Source organism: Phenylobacterium hankyongense (assembly GCF_003254505.1).
In the GTDB taxonomy this organism is placed as follows: Bacteria; Pseudomonadota; Alphaproteobacteria; order Caulobacterales; family Caulobacteraceae; genus Phenylobacterium; species Phenylobacterium hankyongense.
This window is the reverse complement of sequence record NZ_QFYP01000001.1, coordinates 3,261,786-3,275,937: the sequence shown is the minus strand read 5'-3', so window position 1 is coordinate 3,275,937 and position 14,152 is coordinate 3,261,786. Positions and strand designations below refer to the sequence as shown.

14 protein-coding genes are annotated in these 14,152 nt (G+C 69.6%); 4 read left to right on the top strand and 10 right to left on the bottom strand.

What is annotated here, in order from left to right:
- The first annotated feature begins 76 nt into the window (after positions 1 to 76).
- Entirely contained in the window at positions 77 to 1,222 is a 1,146-nt protein-coding gene (locus DJ021_RS15760) for a bifunctional 2-C-methyl-D-erythritol 4-phosphate cytidylyltransferase/2-C-methyl-D-erythritol 2,4-cyclodiphosphate synthase (RefSeq protein WP_111458454.1), read from the top strand.
- On the opposite strand, the gene DJ021_RS15755 is transcribed toward DJ021_RS15760, so the two are convergent.
- Positions 1,219 to 3,495 carry a spermidine synthase gene (locus DJ021_RS15755; RefSeq protein ID WP_111458453.1) on the bottom strand — a complete coding sequence of 759 codons (2,277 nt, stop codon included), beginning with the start codon at positions 3,493 to 3,495 and terminating at the stop codon, positions 1,219 to 1,221. The genes DJ021_RS15760 and DJ021_RS15755 overlap by 4 nt on opposite strands.
- 87 nt (positions 3,496 to 3,582) lie before the next feature.
- On the opposite strand from DJ021_RS15755, the gene DJ021_RS15750 reads away from it, so the two are divergent.
- A complete protein-coding gene (locus DJ021_RS15750; protein WP_111458452.1) occupies positions 3,583 to 4,074 on the top strand; it encodes a CinA family protein in 492 nt (163 codons plus the stop codon).
- Here the strand turns inward: DJ021_RS15750 and DJ021_RS15745 are convergent.
- Together DJ021_RS15745 and lipA are read right to left on the bottom strand one after the other, a co-directional pair.
- The gene (locus DJ021_RS15745) at positions 4,071 to 4,580 is read right to left on the bottom strand and encodes a type II toxin-antitoxin system RatA family toxin (RefSeq protein ID WP_111458451.1); all 510 of its coding nucleotides are present in this window, start codon (positions 4,578 to 4,580) and stop codon (positions 4,071 to 4,073) included. The two genes, DJ021_RS15750 and DJ021_RS15745, sit on opposite strands and share 4 nt — an antisense overlap.
- 10 nt (positions 4,581 to 4,590) lie before the next feature.
- Positions 4,591 to 5,553 (bottom strand): lipoyl synthase, encoded by a 963-nt coding sequence (gene lipA / locus DJ021_RS15740; protein ID WP_111458450.1) that lies wholly within the window; start codon positions 5,551 to 5,553, stop codon positions 4,591 to 4,593.
- Between the two features lie 153 nt (positions 5,554 to 5,706).
- Between lipA and DJ021_RS15735 the strand changes: the two genes are divergently transcribed.
- Entirely contained in the window at positions 5,707 to 7,263 is a 1,557-nt protein-coding gene (locus tag DJ021_RS15735; RefSeq protein ID WP_111458449.1) for an AMP-binding protein, read from the top strand.
- Between the two features lie 71 nt (positions 7,264 to 7,334).
- Complete coding sequence (locus DJ021_RS15730) at positions 7,335 to 7,730, top strand: DoxX family protein (protein ID WP_111458448.1); 396 nt, start codon at positions 7,335 to 7,337, stop codon at positions 7,728 to 7,730.
- Positions 7,731 to 7,737: 7 nt separating this feature from the next.
- Here the strand turns inward: DJ021_RS15730 and lpdA are convergent, their stop codons facing one another.
- From lpdA to DJ021_RS15695, 7 genes are read right to left on the bottom strand one after another with little or no spacing between them, the layout of a single operon-like run.
- Positions 7,738 to 9,138, bottom strand: coding sequence for a dihydrolipoyl dehydrogenase (gene lpdA, locus DJ021_RS15725; RefSeq protein WP_111458447.1), 1,401 nt, complete (start codon positions 9,136 to 9,138; stop codon positions 7,738 to 7,740).
- A gap of 17 nt (positions 9,139 to 9,155) precedes the next feature.
- Complete coding sequence (locus DJ021_RS15720; RefSeq protein WP_111458446.1) at positions 9,156 to 10,460, bottom strand: pyruvate dehydrogenase complex dihydrolipoamide acetyltransferase; 1,305 nt, start codon at positions 10,458 to 10,460, stop codon at positions 9,156 to 9,158.
- 3 nt (positions 10,461 to 10,463) lie between these two features.
- Entirely contained in the window at positions 10,464 to 10,901 is a 438-nt protein-coding gene (locus DJ021_RS15715) for a GFA family protein (RefSeq protein ID WP_111458445.1), read from the bottom strand.
- On the bottom strand, positions 10,898 to 11,305 hold the full coding sequence (locus tag DJ021_RS15710; RefSeq protein WP_111458444.1) for a GFA family protein: 408 nt from the start codon (positions 11,303 to 11,305) through the stop codon (positions 10,898 to 10,900). The genes DJ021_RS15715 and DJ021_RS15710 overlap by 4 nt, the downstream gene beginning before the upstream one ends.
- The gene (locus DJ021_RS15705; RefSeq protein ID WP_111458443.1) at positions 11,302 to 12,705 is read right to left on the bottom strand and encodes a pyruvate dehydrogenase complex E1 component subunit beta; all 1,404 of its coding nucleotides are present in this window, start codon (positions 12,703 to 12,705) and stop codon (positions 11,302 to 11,304) included. The genes DJ021_RS15710 and DJ021_RS15705 overlap by 4 nt, the downstream gene beginning before the upstream one ends.
- Positions 12,702 to 13,745 carry a pyruvate dehydrogenase (acetyl-transferring) E1 component subunit alpha gene (pdhA, locus tag DJ021_RS15700; protein ID WP_111458442.1) on the bottom strand — a complete coding sequence of 348 codons (1,044 nt, stop codon included), beginning with the start codon at positions 13,743 to 13,745 and terminating at the stop codon, positions 12,702 to 12,704. Before pdhA ends, DJ021_RS15705 begins: the two co-directional genes overlap by 4 nt.
- A gap of 48 nt (positions 13,746 to 13,793) precedes the next feature.
- Positions 13,794 to 14,090, bottom strand: a complete 297-nt coding sequence (locus tag DJ021_RS15695) for an FtsB family cell division protein (protein WP_111458441.1) — start codon at positions 14,088 to 14,090, stop codon at positions 13,794 to 13,796.
- Positions 14,091 to 14,152 lie beyond the last annotated feature (62 nt).

Genomic DNA, 14,152 nt, shown 5'->3' with positions numbered 1-14,152 from the left:
TTTTAGGCACATTATGCAGCGTCGTAAAGCCCGGCTTGAACTGGACAACGCCATTGAGCGCCCTAAACACGTGCACATGAGTTTTTCCGCGGTGATAGTCGCGGCGGGGGCGGGCTTGCGGGCCGGGCCGGGCGAACCGAAGGCCTGGCGCATGCTGGGCGCGCGGCCGCTGATCCGCTGGTCGGTGGAGGGCCTGCTCTCGGCCGGCGCGCGCGAAGTCGTGGTCGTCGTCGCCCACGACCGCCTGGGACAGGTCGACGCCGCGCTGGAAGGCCTGGTGGGCTGGACCGCCGTGACGGGCGGCCGGACCCGCGCCGAGTCCGTTCAGGCCGGCCTGGCGGCGATCAGCGCCGGCCGCAACCAGCCGGTTCTGGTGCACGACGCGGCGCGTCCATTTGTCGCCCGTCATCACGTAGACCGGCTGCTGGCGGCGCTGGACCTGGCCGACGGCGCGGTGCCCGCCCTGCCCGTTCCCGACACCCTGAAGCGCGGCGACGGCCTGATCGACGAGACGGTGTCCCGCGAGGGTCTGTGGCGCGCCCAGACCCCGCAGGCCTTCCGCTTCGGCCGCCTGAAGGCGGCCTACCGCCGCTGGCCGGCCAACGAGGAGCCGACCGACGACGCCTCGGTGCTGGAGCGCGCCGGCGGCCACGTGGCGATGATCCCCGGCGACCCGATGCTGATGAAGCTGACCTACCCTGAGGACTTCCTCATGGCCGAGCAGCTGGCCGCCTCGCGGCGCATCGTACGGATGGGCCAGGGCATCGACGCCCACCGCTTCGGCCCGGGCGACGTGGTCTGGCTGTGCGGCATCCGCATCGAGCACGAGCTGGGCCTGATAGGTCATTCCGACGCCGACTGCGGCCTCCACGCCCTGACCGACGCCGTGCTCGGGGCGATCGCCGACGGCGACATCGGCGAGCATTTCCCGCCCACCGACCCGCGGTGGAAGGGCGCGTCCTCCGACCAGTTCCTGACCCATGCCGTGAAGCTGGTGGCCGCCCAGGGGGGGCGGATCCTCAATGCCGACGTGACCCTGATCTGCGAGCGGCCGAAGATCCGGCCGCACCGCGACGCCATGCGCCAGCGGATCGCCGACCTGCTGGGCCTGCCGATCCAGCGGGTGAGCGTCAAGGCCACCACCACCGAGGGCATGGGCTTCACCGGCCGCGAGGAAGGGCTGATGGCCCAGGCCGTGGTCTCGGTGGAGACGCCGCTCTAACGGTCGCCGACGGCCCGCTCCTTCATCCGCCGCCACAGGGCGCCTGGCAGGTTCACGTAGTCGTCGGTCCAGGGCCGCACCTTGGTGGGGTCGGACGGCGTCCAGCGCCGATCGCCGGCGAACCGGGCCAGCGCCGTCGGCGAGCGGCCGATGACCAGCGCATCCTCGTCGGCCTCCCAGAAGGCGCCCTGCCCCTTCGCGATGCGGCGTTGCTGCAGGAGGGCGACGCCACCGGCCGCACGCGCCACCGCCTGGGCCGGGCCCTTCAGGTCGAGGTTGCGGTTCGACAGGTGCAGGATCAGCACCCCGTCGGGCTTCAGGTGGGTCAGGTAGCCGCGCACGGCCTCGGCGGTGAGCAGGTGCGCCGGCACAGCGTCGGACGAGAAGGCGTCGATCAGCAGGATGTCGAAGGCGGCGGGCGGCTGCTTCGCCACCGTCAGGCGCGCGTCGCCCACCACATAGTCGACCGGCCCCTTGGCGCAGGCGGTCGTGTAGCTGAAGTGCGCCGGGTTGGTGGAGATGCGGATCACCAGGGGATCGATCTCGAAGAAGGTCAGGTGGTCGCCGGGCCGGACGTAGGCGGCCACCGAGCCGGTGCCGAGGCCGACCGCGCCGATGCGCAGGTCCGGCCGCTCCTTCTGCAGGGCGGCGAACACCTGACCGATCGGAGTGCTGGGGGTGTAGTAGACCAGCGGATGGCAGCGCCAGGCCGGGTTCGCGGCCTGCGCCCCATGCAGGGTGGTGCCGTGGGCCAGCATCCGCACGGTTCCGCCCAGCGCCGGGACCTCGGCCTGCGATTGCCTCAGCACGCCGAAGAAGCTCCGCCAGCTCTGCGTCGTGGTCGCCCGGTCGGACGCCGCGTCGGCGGACATCGACAGCACCGAGATCACCGCGAAGAACAGCAGCGCCCGGCCGCGCACAATGAAGGCGGCGATCGCCGCCGCCATCATCAGGGCGATGGTCACCAGCTGCAGCAGGTTGAGGTCGCCGACAACCTCGTGGCCCGGGAAGTGGCTGCGGAAGCTGGTGATCGCCACCGTCGCCAGGGCGCAGACCATGCCCATGCCGAGCATCACCCAGGCCTGCGGCTCGATCCGCCAGTTCCCCCAGGGCCGCGCCAGGCAGGAGAGCGCCAGCACCAGCGGATACTCCCAGACGTTGTCAAAGATCACCGGGGCGATGAAGGCGTTGAAGCCGCCGCCGACCACCCCGCCCACCGACATCCACAGATAGAACTCGGTGAGCCGGGCGGGTTCCGGCCGCTGCGCCACCAGCGCCTGGTGGCACATCAGGGCGGTGAAGAAGAACGCGCCGATGTGGATGGCGAACTGCAGGGCGATGTGCAGGCCGCTGAACGGCAGGATGGCGGCGCAGGCGGCCACCAGCGCGGCCTGGACCGTCAGGGTCACTTTGGGCGGGATCGCGGGCCTGGCCTGGAAGGCGATCACGAAGGTCAGCAGGTAGAGCGCCAGCGGCAGCACCCAGAGGAAGGGCGCGGAAGCCACGTCCGTGGTGATGTGAGTGGTGACCCCGAGCATCAGGCTCGACGGGATGGCGGCCAGCGCCGCCCAGCGCAGGCGCTCGACCCAGAGCACCGGCTTCGCGGCGGTTTGAGTGGCGGCCGGCGCGGGTAGCTGCGGGGCGCGCACGACCGTGAGCGCCAGGCTTCCGATCAGCAGCACGAACACCGCATAGCCGGCGCTCCAGCCCAGCCGCTGGCCTTCCAGGGTCAACGTCGGCTCCACCAGGACCGGATAGGCCAGCAGCGCCAGCAGGCTGCCGAGGTTGCTGGCCGCATAGAGCACATAGGGCTCGCGGCCCTCGCCGCCGCCGACCACCCGGGCGTACCAGGCCTGCACCAGGGGCGCGGTGGCGGAGAGCGCCGCGAACGGCGCGCCGATCGAGACCGCGAGCACGCCCAGCAGCCACAGGCTCGGATACTGCGAGGACGGCGGCCCGAACACCGCGTTGACCCGCAGCGGCAGGGCCAGCGCCGCCAGCACCAGGACGGCGCAGTGGACCAGCGCCTGGGCCCGCACCGTGCGCAATCGTTGCAGCGCGTGGGCGTAGCCGTAGCCGGCCAGCAGGGCGATCTGGAAGAAGGCCAGGCTGGTGTTCCACACCGACGGGCTGCCGCCCAGCTGCGGCAGGACCAGCTTGGCCACCATCGGCTCGACCAGGAAGACCAGCGCGGCGCTGGCGAACACCGTGACCGCGAACAGCGCCCGCGGCGGCAGGACGCCGGCGCGTTGGTCGGCGGGGATCGAGGTCATGGGCGCAAATCACCTTGAATCGACGCGGCCGCCGATGTTGTGGTCTCGCTCCGCTTCCGCCTAGTCGTTTGTCAGAGGTCGCCGCCGATGTTTTCCCTCGAGATCGTCACGCTGGCCCGCCTGCTCGTCGACGAGGCCCGGGAGCGCTCGCTGCGGATCGTCACGGCGGAGAGCTGCACTGGCGGTCTGGTGGCCGGCGCGATCTGCTCGGTGTCGGGAGCGTCCGACGTCTTCGAGCGCGGCTTCGTGACCTATTCCAACCGCGCCAAGCAGGAGCTGCTCGGGGTGCCCGGCGACCTGATCGCCGACCTGGGCGCGGTCTCGGAGCCGGTGGCGCGGATGATGGCCGAGGGCGCCCTGGAGAACTCCAACGCCCACATCTCCGTGGCGATCACCGGGGTCGCCGGCCCCGGCGGCGGCACGCCCATGAAGCCGGTCGGCACCGTCCACATCGCCACCGCCCGCTCGAACCACGGCCTGATGCACCGCCACGAGCTCTTCGAGGAAGATACCCGCGAAGGCATCCAGCTGGCCGCGGTGCAGGCCGCCCTGCAGATGCTCCGCGACCGGATGACCTAGGCGGCTTCGCCCGATCCCTCTCCGACGGCCGCGGGGGCGACGTCGGCGGTGGCCTCGGCCTGCCCGTACAGCGCCTTCGCCCGCGCCTCGAAGCAGGTCATCAGCTTGTCCACCGCGTGCGCGAAGTTGGCGGTGAGCAGGGCTTCCAGCAGCCGCGACTGGAAGGCGAAGTCGATGTCGAACTCGACGCGCGTGCAGCCATGGCCGGCGTCCAGGAAGCGCCAGCGGTTGTCCAGCTTCTTGAACGGGCCGGAGATCAGGCTGACGTCGATCTGCCGATTGCGGGCGTCACGGCGCACGCGGGTGGAGAACCGCTCCTTCAGGAACGAGAAGCCGACGCCGGCCTCGGCGTCGACCGCGTCCACGCCCTCGCTCAGGCTGCGGGGGTTCCAGGTGCGCATGGCGTTGATCCACGGCACGAACTGCGGATAGGCGTCCACGTCGCCGACCAGCTGGAACAGCTGCTCGGGCGTGTAGGGCAGAAGCTTTGAGACGTGGTGCCGCAAAACGCCGGCCTCAGGCCGCTGCTTCCCGCGCCATCCTCGCCGCCTGCAGGCGGGCGAAATCCTCGCCGGCGTGGTGTGAGGAGCGGGTCAGCGGGCTGGCCGAGACCATCAGGAAGCCCTTGGCCCGGGCGATCTCTTCATAGGCCCGGAACTCGTCGGGATGGACGAAGCGGTCGATGGCGGCGTGCTTGCGGGTCGGCTGCAGGTATTGGCCGATGGTGATGAAGTCGACGCCGGCCGAGCGCATGTCGTCCATGACCTGCATGACCTCTTCCTTGGCCTCGCCCAGCCCGACCATAACGCCCGACTTGGTGAATTGGGTCGGATCGCGTTCCTTCACCCGCTCCAGCAGGCGCAGCGAATGGTAGTAGCGGGCGCCCGGACGGATGGAGAGGTAGAGGCGCGGCACGGTCTCCAGGTTGTGGTTGAAGACGTCGGGCTTGGAATCGATCACCTCGTGGGCGGCGCTGACCGGCTTCCTCAGGAAGTCCGGGGTCAGGATCTCGATGGTGGTGCCCGGCGCGGCGGCGCGGATCGCCCGCACGACGGCGGCGAAGTGGGCCGCGCCGCCATCGGCCAGGTCGTCGCGGTCCACCGAGGTGATGACCACGTGCTTCAGGCCCATCTTGGCCACCGCGTCGCCGACGCGGGCGGGTTCGGTGGGGTCGAGGGCGTCGGGCTTGCCGGTCGCCACGTTGCAGAAGGCGCAGGCGCGGGTGCAGACCTCGCCCATGATCATCATGGTGGCGTGGCTCTTCGACCAGCACTCGCCGATGTTCGGGCAGGCCGCTTCCTCGCAGACGGTGACCAGCCCGTGATCCTTCACGATCGCGCGCGTGGCGTTGTAGCCCGGCGAGCCCGGCGCGCGGACGCGCAGCCAGTCGGGTTTACGCAACAGCGGGCTGTCGGGACGCGCCTGCTTCTCGGGGTGTCGGGGGCGCACCTGCCCGACGGTGTCGATGACCACGGCCATGGCCCCTAGATCGGCGGTCATCGACTTCGGATCAAGTCGCGAATTCGCACAGCGCCGCCAGCTCACGAACTGTGACGAATCTTTTCAAGGCTGAAGTCCGGCTATAGGCTCCGCGCCAACAATACCGGCAGGAGTCCGGGGAGGTATTCGCCTTTGTCGCGTACGTTCGATTCCGCCCAGGCCCAGACGTCGCTTTTCGACGCCCTGGTCGAGGCCCGCCAGACCTACGGCGCCAAGAAGCCGATCCTTGAGGATCAGGAACGCAATCCCCTCACCTACACCGACCTGATCCGCGCGGCCTTCGCGCTCGGCCGCAAGATCGCGGCCTTCACCCGGCCCGGCGAGCGGGTGGGCGTCATGCTGCCCGCCAGTTCCGCGGCGGTGGTGACCTTCTTCGCCCTGCATGCCTTCGGTCGCACCCCGACTATGCTGAACTTCACGGCCGGCATCCGGAACCTGAAGGCCGCCTGCGAGCTGGCCGGCGTGCGACGGGTGCTGACCTCCCACCGCTTCGTCGAGCAGGGCAAGTTGCACGACCTGGTCGACGCCATCGAGACCCTGACCAAGGTCACCTATCTGGAAGACGTCCGCGAGACGGTGGGCCTGGCCGACAAGCTCTACGCCGCCGCCGCCGCCACCTTCCCGAGCCGGTTCCGCACGCCGACCACGCCGCAGGATCCCGGCGTCATCCTGTTCACCTCCGGCAGCTTCGGCGCGCCGCGCGGCGTCGTGCTGACCCAGGCCAACCTGATCGCCAACGTCCAGCAGATCGCCGCCCACATCGACCTCGATCCCGCCTGGGTGATGTTCAATCCGCTGCCGACCTTCCACTGCTTCGGCCTGACCGGCGGCGTGCTGCTGCCGATCCTCACCGGCATGAAGGCGTTCGAGTACCCCTCGCCCCTGCACACCAAGCAGATCCCGCCGCTGATCCGCGACACCGGGGCCTCGATCCTGCTGGCAACCGACACCTTCGTGAACCAGTACGCCCGCACCGCCGATCCGGGCGATCTCTCGGGCCTGAAGTTCATCGTCTGCGGCGCCGAGAAGGTGCGCGAGGAGACCCACAACCTGATCGCCGAGCGGTTCGGCCCGATCCCGGTGCTGGAAGGCTACGGCGCCACCGAGGCCGCGCCGGTGATCGCGGTGAACAAGCCCGTCGACAACCGCCGCGGCACCGTGGGCGGGCTCCTGCCCGGCATGGAGACCCGCCTCGAGCCGGTGGACGGCATCAAGGGCGGCGGCAAGCTCTACGTCCGCGGCCCCAACGTCATGGCCGGGTATCTCGCGGCCGACGGCGGGCTGGAGCCGCCGGTCGACGGCTGGCACGACACCGGCGACGTGGTCGCGATCAGCGACGACAGCTGGGTGAAGATCCTCGGGCGGGTGAAGCGCTTCGCCAAGGTGGGCGGCGAGATGGTGTCGCTGACCGCCGCGGAAGACCTGGCCAGCGCCGTCTGGCCGGAGGGCCGGCACGCCGTGGTCGCCCTGCCCGATCCGAAGAAGGGCGAGCGCCTGGTGCTGGTCACCGACCGCCGAGACGCTGAGACCGGGCCGCTGGTGGCGCACGCGCAGTCCATCGGCGCGCCGGAGATCGGCGTGCCGAAGAAGATCATCAGGGTCATGGAGATCCCGGTGCTCGGCACCGGCAAGACCGATTACGTCGCGCTGCAGCGCATCGTGGACGCCGAGATACGTCGGGCGGCCTGACAGCGCGGGAGTTTCGGCGAGCGTTTCAGGGGCGTCGGCGACCAATCGCCGGGGCAGAAGGGGAAACGACCATGCCGAATCTCGACGTCTGGGCGCCGCGGGTGCTTAGCATCCTGCGGATCGTCACCGCCCTGCTCTTCATGGAGCACGGGCTGATGAAGCTGTTCCACTTCCCGGCCGCGGCGCCGGGGCTGCCCAGTCCGCTGCCGCCGATGCTGGTGGCGGCGGCCTGGATCGAGATCGTTGGCGGCGCGCTGATCGCGCTCGGGCTGTTCACCCGCGCGGCCGCCTTCGTCTGTTCCGGCGAGATGGCGGCGGCCTACTTCATGGTCCACGCGCCGCAGGGCCTCTGGCCGGCCCTCAACATGGGCGAGGCCGCGGTGCTCTACTGCTTCGTGTTCCTCTACCTGGTCTTCGCCGGCGCCGGCCTGTGGAGCCTGGACGCGCTGGTGCGAAAGCGGCCCTAGCCCCGCGTCAGATGTGCAGGACCAGGCCGTAGGCGTCGAGCGACGCCTCGTGCATGGCCTCGCTCATGGTCGGGTGCGGGAACACCGTGGCCTGCAGTTCGGCCTCGGTGGCCTCCAGGGTCATCGCCAGGGTGAAGCCCTGGATCATCTCGGTGACCTCGGCGCCGATCATGTGCGCCCCGATCAGCGCCCCGGTCTTGCCGTCGAACACCGTCTTGACGAAGCCCTCGGTCTCGCCGGAGGCGATCGCCTTGCCGTTCACCCGGAACGGGAAGCGGCCGACCTTGGGGTCGAGCCCCTGGTCCTTGGCCTGGGCCTCGGTGAGCCCCACCGAGGCGATCTGCGGCGTCGAATAGGTGCAGCCGGGGATCGGCGAGTTGAGGTTGGTCGGCTTCAGGCCGGCGATGTGCTCGACGCAGTGGACGCCCTCGTGGCTGGCCTTGTGCGCCAGCCAGGGCGGACCGGCCACGTCGCCGATGGCGTAGAGGCCGGGCACGCCGGTGGCGCCGTGCGCGTCGGTGACCACGTGGGTGCGCTCGATCTTCACGCCCAGCGCCTCCAGGCCGAGGTCCTCGACGTTGCCGACGATGCCGACCGCGACGATCGCCACCTCGGCCTGCAGGGTCTCGGCCTTGCCGCCGGCCTCGATCTCCACCGAAACGCCGGAGGCCGACTTGGTCAGCTTCTTGACGTTGGCCGGCACCCGGAACTTCAGGCCGCGCTTCTCGAACGCCTTGTGGGCGGCCTTGGAGACCTCTTCGTCCTCGATCGGCAGGATGCGCGGCAGGGCCTCGATCACCGTCACGTCCGCGCCCAGGGCGCGGTAGAAGCTGGCGAACTCGATGCCGATGGCGCCCGAGCCGATGACGATCAGCGACTTCGGCGCGGCCTTCGGCGCCAGCGCCTCGCGGTAGGTCCAGACCCGCTCGCCGTCCGGCTCCAGGCCGGCCGCCGGGATGGTGCGGGCGCGGGCGCCGGTGGCGAGGATGACGTTCTTCGCCTGCACCGTGCGCGAACCGCCGGCCTTCAGGGCCACCACCACCTTCGGCGCCCCCTGCCCCTTTTCGAGCCTGGCCGTGCCCTCGATCACCTCGATCTTGTGCTTCTTCATCAGGAAGGCGACGCCGGCGTTCAGCTGGGCGGAGACCTTCCGCGACCGCTGCACCACCTTGTCGAAGTCGAAGCCGCGCTTCTCCACCTGCAGGCCGTAGTCGCCCAGGTGGTCGAGCTGCTCGTAGACCTCGCCCGACTTCAGCAGCGCCTTGGTGGGGATGCAGCCCCAGTTCAGGCAGATGCCGCCCAAGAGCTCACGCTCGACGATGGCGGTCTTCAGGCCGAGCTGCGCGGCCCGGATGGCGGTCACATAGCCGCCAGGGCCCGAACCGATGACGATGAGGTCGAAATCCATACGCTACGCTCCCGGCCTCAGACGATCATCGTGATGGGGTCTTCGATCAGCGCCTTAAAGGCGGCGAGCCAACGCGCGCCGGTGGCGCCGTCGACCACGCGGTGATCGCAGGTCAGCGTCACGCTCATCACCGTGGCGACCGCCAACTGGTCGCCGCGCACCACGGGCCGCTTCTCGCCCGCCCCCACCGACAGGATCGCGCCCTGCGGCTCGTTGATGATCGAGGCGAACGACTTGATGCCGAACATGCCGAGGTTGGAGACCGAGAAGGTGCCGCCCTGGAATTCCTCGGGCTTCAGCTTCTTGGTCCGCGCCCGCTCCGCCAGGTCCTTGGCCTCGGTGGCGATGGTGCTGAGGCCCTTCAGCTCCGCCTGGCGGATGATCGGGGTGATCAGCCCGCCGGGGACGGCGACCGCCATCGCCACGTCGGCGTGGTGGTGCATGGCGATGCCTTCCGGCGTGTAGGAGGCGTTGGCCTCCGGCACCCGCTTCAGGGCGATGGCGGCGGCCTTGATGACCAGATCGTTGACGCTGACCTTCACGCCCTCCTTCTCCAGGAGGCCGTTGATCTTGGCGCGGGCGGCCAGCAGGCCGTCGATCTCCAGGTCGATGGTCAGCGGGAAGTGCGGCACGTCGCGGAAGCTCTCGGTCATCCGCCGGGCCACGGTCTTGCGCATGCCGTCCAGCGGGATGAGGTCGTAGCTGCCGGGCGCAATGCCCATCTGCTCCAGCGACTGCACCTGCCGCGGCGCGGCGGCGGGCGCAGGCTGGCCGGCAGGCGTCGCGGCCGGAGCCCGCGCCTGGCCCGGCCGGGCGCTTTCCACGTCGGCCTTGACGATCCGCCCGTGCGGGCCGGAGCCCTGCAGGGTGGCGAGGTCCAGGCCCTTCTGCTCGGCGATCCGCCGGGCGAGCGGCGAAGCGAAGATGCGATTGCCGCCGGTCGCCTTGGCGGGCGCGGGCGCGGCTTGCGCGGCCGGTGCAGGTTGTGGCGCCGGCGCTGCGGCGGGCGCAGCCTTGGGGGCTTCTTTCGGTTCAGCCTTGGCCGCGGGCGCGGCGGCCGGAGCCGGGGCGGCGGTGTCGCCCTCGCCCGACAGGCGGGCGATCGGCGTGTTGACCTTCACGCCCTCGGAGCCTTCCGGCACCAGGATGGCTTCGATCGTGCCCTCGTCGACGGCTTCGACCTCCATGGTGGCCTTGTCGGTCTCGATCTCGGCGATCACGTCGCCGGAGCGGACCTGGTCACCCTGTTTCACGTGCCACTTGGCGAGGGTGCCCTCCTCCATGGTGGGGGACAGGGCGGGCATAAGGACGTCGATGGACATGCGTCAGGCGCTCGGTTGGGTTTCGACGAAGACCGCCGGCATCCAGCGCGCCTTGCGGCGCGCCAGCTTCTGGTCGGGCGTCTCGTCATCATAGGTCATGGGCTCGGGCGTGCGGCCCTCGAAGCCCGGCAGGGCGACGCCGGTCACGTTGAGCACGGCCAAGAGGCCGGTCTCGCCGTCCACGGTGGCGGCGACGTAGACACCGCACTCCGCACAGAGCAGGAAATCGCCGAGGCGCTGGCCGAAGCGATAGCGGTTGAGGCTGCCGGGCGCCGCCTCGATATGCAGGAAGCCCTCGGGATCGCTGGTGGTCAGCGCGCCGTGGCGGCGGCAGAAGCCGCACTGGCAGGCGCGAAGCGGCAGCTCGGCGGCCGTCTTCGAGGTCTCCAGGATCGCCCGGATCGCGCCGCAGTGGCAGTGGCCGGTCAGCGGCTGGCTCATGCCGGCTCCCGCGACAGGTGCGCCAGTTGCTCGGCGTTCGCCTCCCAGTTCTGGCCGTCGAACGCGGTCAGGTCCAGGTCGACGCCTTCCAGGCTGTCCAGGCAGCGGGCGTTGACGCTCCAGCCGTCAGGATTGGACCGCGGCCGGTAGAAGCTCTTCACTCCGCACTCGGCGCAGAACAGGTGCTTCGCCACCCGGGTGTTGAAGGTGTACTCCGCCAGCCGTTCCCGCCCCTTGGTGATGCGGAAACGGCTCTCCGGCACGATGATGTGCACGAAGCCGGTCTTGGCGCACATCGAGCAGTTGCAGGTCTGCGCTTCCACGACAGGCGGAAGCGCCACCTCGAACCGCACGCCGCCGCAATGGCAACCGCCCGCCCTCCATGTGAAGGCGTCGTCGCTCATTTGTAGCTGACCGCCTTTGCCGCCTTCACGATCTTCTCGACGGACGGCATCGACAGGGCTTCCAGGTTCGCCGCATAGGGCAGCGGCACGTCTTCCTGGTGGACCCGCGCGGGCGGCGCATCCAGGTAGTCGAAGGCGTGCTCCAGCACCTTGGCGACGATCTCGGCGCCGATGCCCATCGGGCCCCAGCCTTCCTCGACGGTGACCAGGCGGTTGGTCTTCTTCACGCTCTCGACGACGGTCTGGTAGTCCATCGGCCGGATGGTGCGCAGGTCTACGACCTCCGCCTCGATGCCTTCGGCGGCGAGTTCCTCGGCCGCCTTCAGGCAGAAGCCGACCATGCGGGAATAGGCCACCAGGGTGACGTCGGCGCCTTCGCGCCGAACCTTGGCCTTGCCGATCGGCAGCACCCAGTCGATGCCCTCCGGGACGTCGAACTCCTGGCCGTAGAGCATCTCATGCTCCAGGAAGACCACGGGGTTCGGGTCGCGGATGGCCGCCTTCAGGAGGCCCTTGGCGTCGGCCGAGTCGTAGGGGGCGATGACCTTCAGGCCGGGGACGTGGCCGTACCAGGCCGCATAGTCCTGGCTGTGCTGGGCGGCCACCCGGGCCGCCGCGCCGTTGGGCCCGCGGAAGACCATCGAGGTCTTGATCTGGCCGCCGGACATATAGAGCGTCTTCGCGGCCGAATTGATAATATGATCAATGGCCTGCATGGCGAAGTTGAAGGTCATGAACTCGACGATGGGCTTCAGGCCCGCCATCGCCGCGCCGACGCCCAGGCCGGTGAAGCCGTATTCGGTGATCGGCGTGTCGATGACCCGCTTGTCGCCGAACTCCTGCAGCATGTCGCGGCTGACCTTGTAGGCGCCCTGGTACTGGGCGACTTCCTCGCCCATCAGGAACACGTCCGGGTCGCGGCGCATCTCCTCGGCCATGGCGTCGCGCAGGGCGTCGCGGACCGTGGTCTTCACCAGGGTGACGCCGGCCGGAAGCTCCGGGTCGCGCAGCGGCTCGGCCGAGGTGACGGCCACTGCACCCTCGCCCTCGGGCCGCGGCTTGGCGGTTTCCGGCGGCTTCTTCTCGGGATCGCCGGCGGCGGCTTCAGCCTGGGCCGGAACAGCCGCCGGAGCGGGCGCCGGGGACGGCGCGGCCGCCCCGCCCTCGCCCGACAGGCGGGCGATGGGGGTGTTGACCTTCACCTCTTCGGAGCCTTCGGGCACCAGCAGGGCTTCCACCGTGCCTTCGTCGACGGCTTCGACTTCCATGGTCGCCTTGTCGGTCTCGATCTCGGCGATCACGTCGCCGGAGCGGACCTGGTCGCCGACCTTCACGTGCCACTTGGCGAGCGTGCCCTCTTCCATGGTGGGCGACAGCGCCGGCATCAGTACGTCGGTCACGCGCGGGCCTCCGTGTAGACGTCGGTGTAGAGCTCCGAGGGATCGGGCTCGGGGCTGGTGCGGGCGAACTCGGCGGCGTCGGCGACGATGCGCTTCACCTCCGCGTCCACCGCCTTGAGGGTCGCCTCGTCGGCGTAGCCCTGCTTTTCCAGCAGTTCCTCGATGTGGTCGATGGGATCGCGGGTCTTGCGGACCTCGTCGACCTCCTCGCGGGTGCGGTACTTGGCCGGGTCGCTCATCGAGTGGCCGCGGTAACGGTAGGTCTTCATCTCGAGAATGTACGGGCCGTTGCCCGCGCGGGCGTGGTCGGCGGCCTTCTGCGCGGCGGCCTTGACCGCCAGCACGTCCATGCCGTCGACTTCCTCGCCCGGGATCCGGAACGAGGCGCCGCGCTTGTGGAGGCGGGTCTCGGAGGACGACCGCTCGATGGAGGTGCCCATGGCGTACTGGTTGTTCTCGATCACGTAGACGACCGGGAGGCTCCAGATCTCCGCCATGTTGAAGCTCTCGTAGACCTGGCCCTGGTTGGCCGCGCCGTCGCCGAAGTAGGTGAACGCAACCTTGCCGTTGTCCCGATAGTGGTTGGCGAGCGCCAGGCCGGTGCCCAGGCTGACCTGCGCCCCGACGATCCCGTGGCCGCCGTAGAAGTCGGCTTCCGTCGAGAACATGTGCATCGAGCCGCCCTTGCCCTTGGACGAGCCGGTGATGCGGCCGGTGAGCTCAGCCATGACCTCGCGCGGGTCCATCCCGCACGCCAGCATGTGGCCGTGGTCACGATAGCCGGTGATCACCTGGTCCCCAGGCTGCTTCACCGCCTGCACGCCGACGGCAATGGCCTCCTGGCCGATGTAGAGGTGGCAGAAGCCGCCGATCAGGCCCATGCCGTAGAGCTGTCCGGCCCGCTCCTCGAAGCGGCGGATCAGCAGCATGTCCCGATAGTATTTTAGCAGCTCTTCCCTGCCGGCTCCTGAAGGAGCCTTCTTGGGGTCAGCGCCATTGGCTTTCCGCCGACCGGCTGGGCCGGTCTGCCCACGCGCCATACGTCTCTCCGTGGTCCCTGGGTCGCCTTCTAGAACCGTTTACCGGTCCTACGGCTTCATTCGGATCACATAGTCTCTTGGATCGGCGAAGCCTAGCAGGGAGCGGGCTCTTTCCTCCAGGAGGTCGGCGGAAAGGCTGGTGTCGCGCAGCAAACGGGCGCGCATTTCCAGATCCTGCCGCTGGGCGCGCACGGCGGCGAGCTCACGGGTCTTCGCCGTCAGGGTCTCATCGCGCTTGTTGGAACTGAGAATCCCCTGGTCGCCCGTGAAGGCGTGGAACCCGAAATAGAAGATCAGGAATGCCAGGGCGGCGGTCGGCAGATAGGGGCGAAGACGGGCGAGCACGGCGAATCCCTTACTAGGACGCGCAGGAGCTTCATGCCGCTGTGGTTAAGAGCCGGCTAACC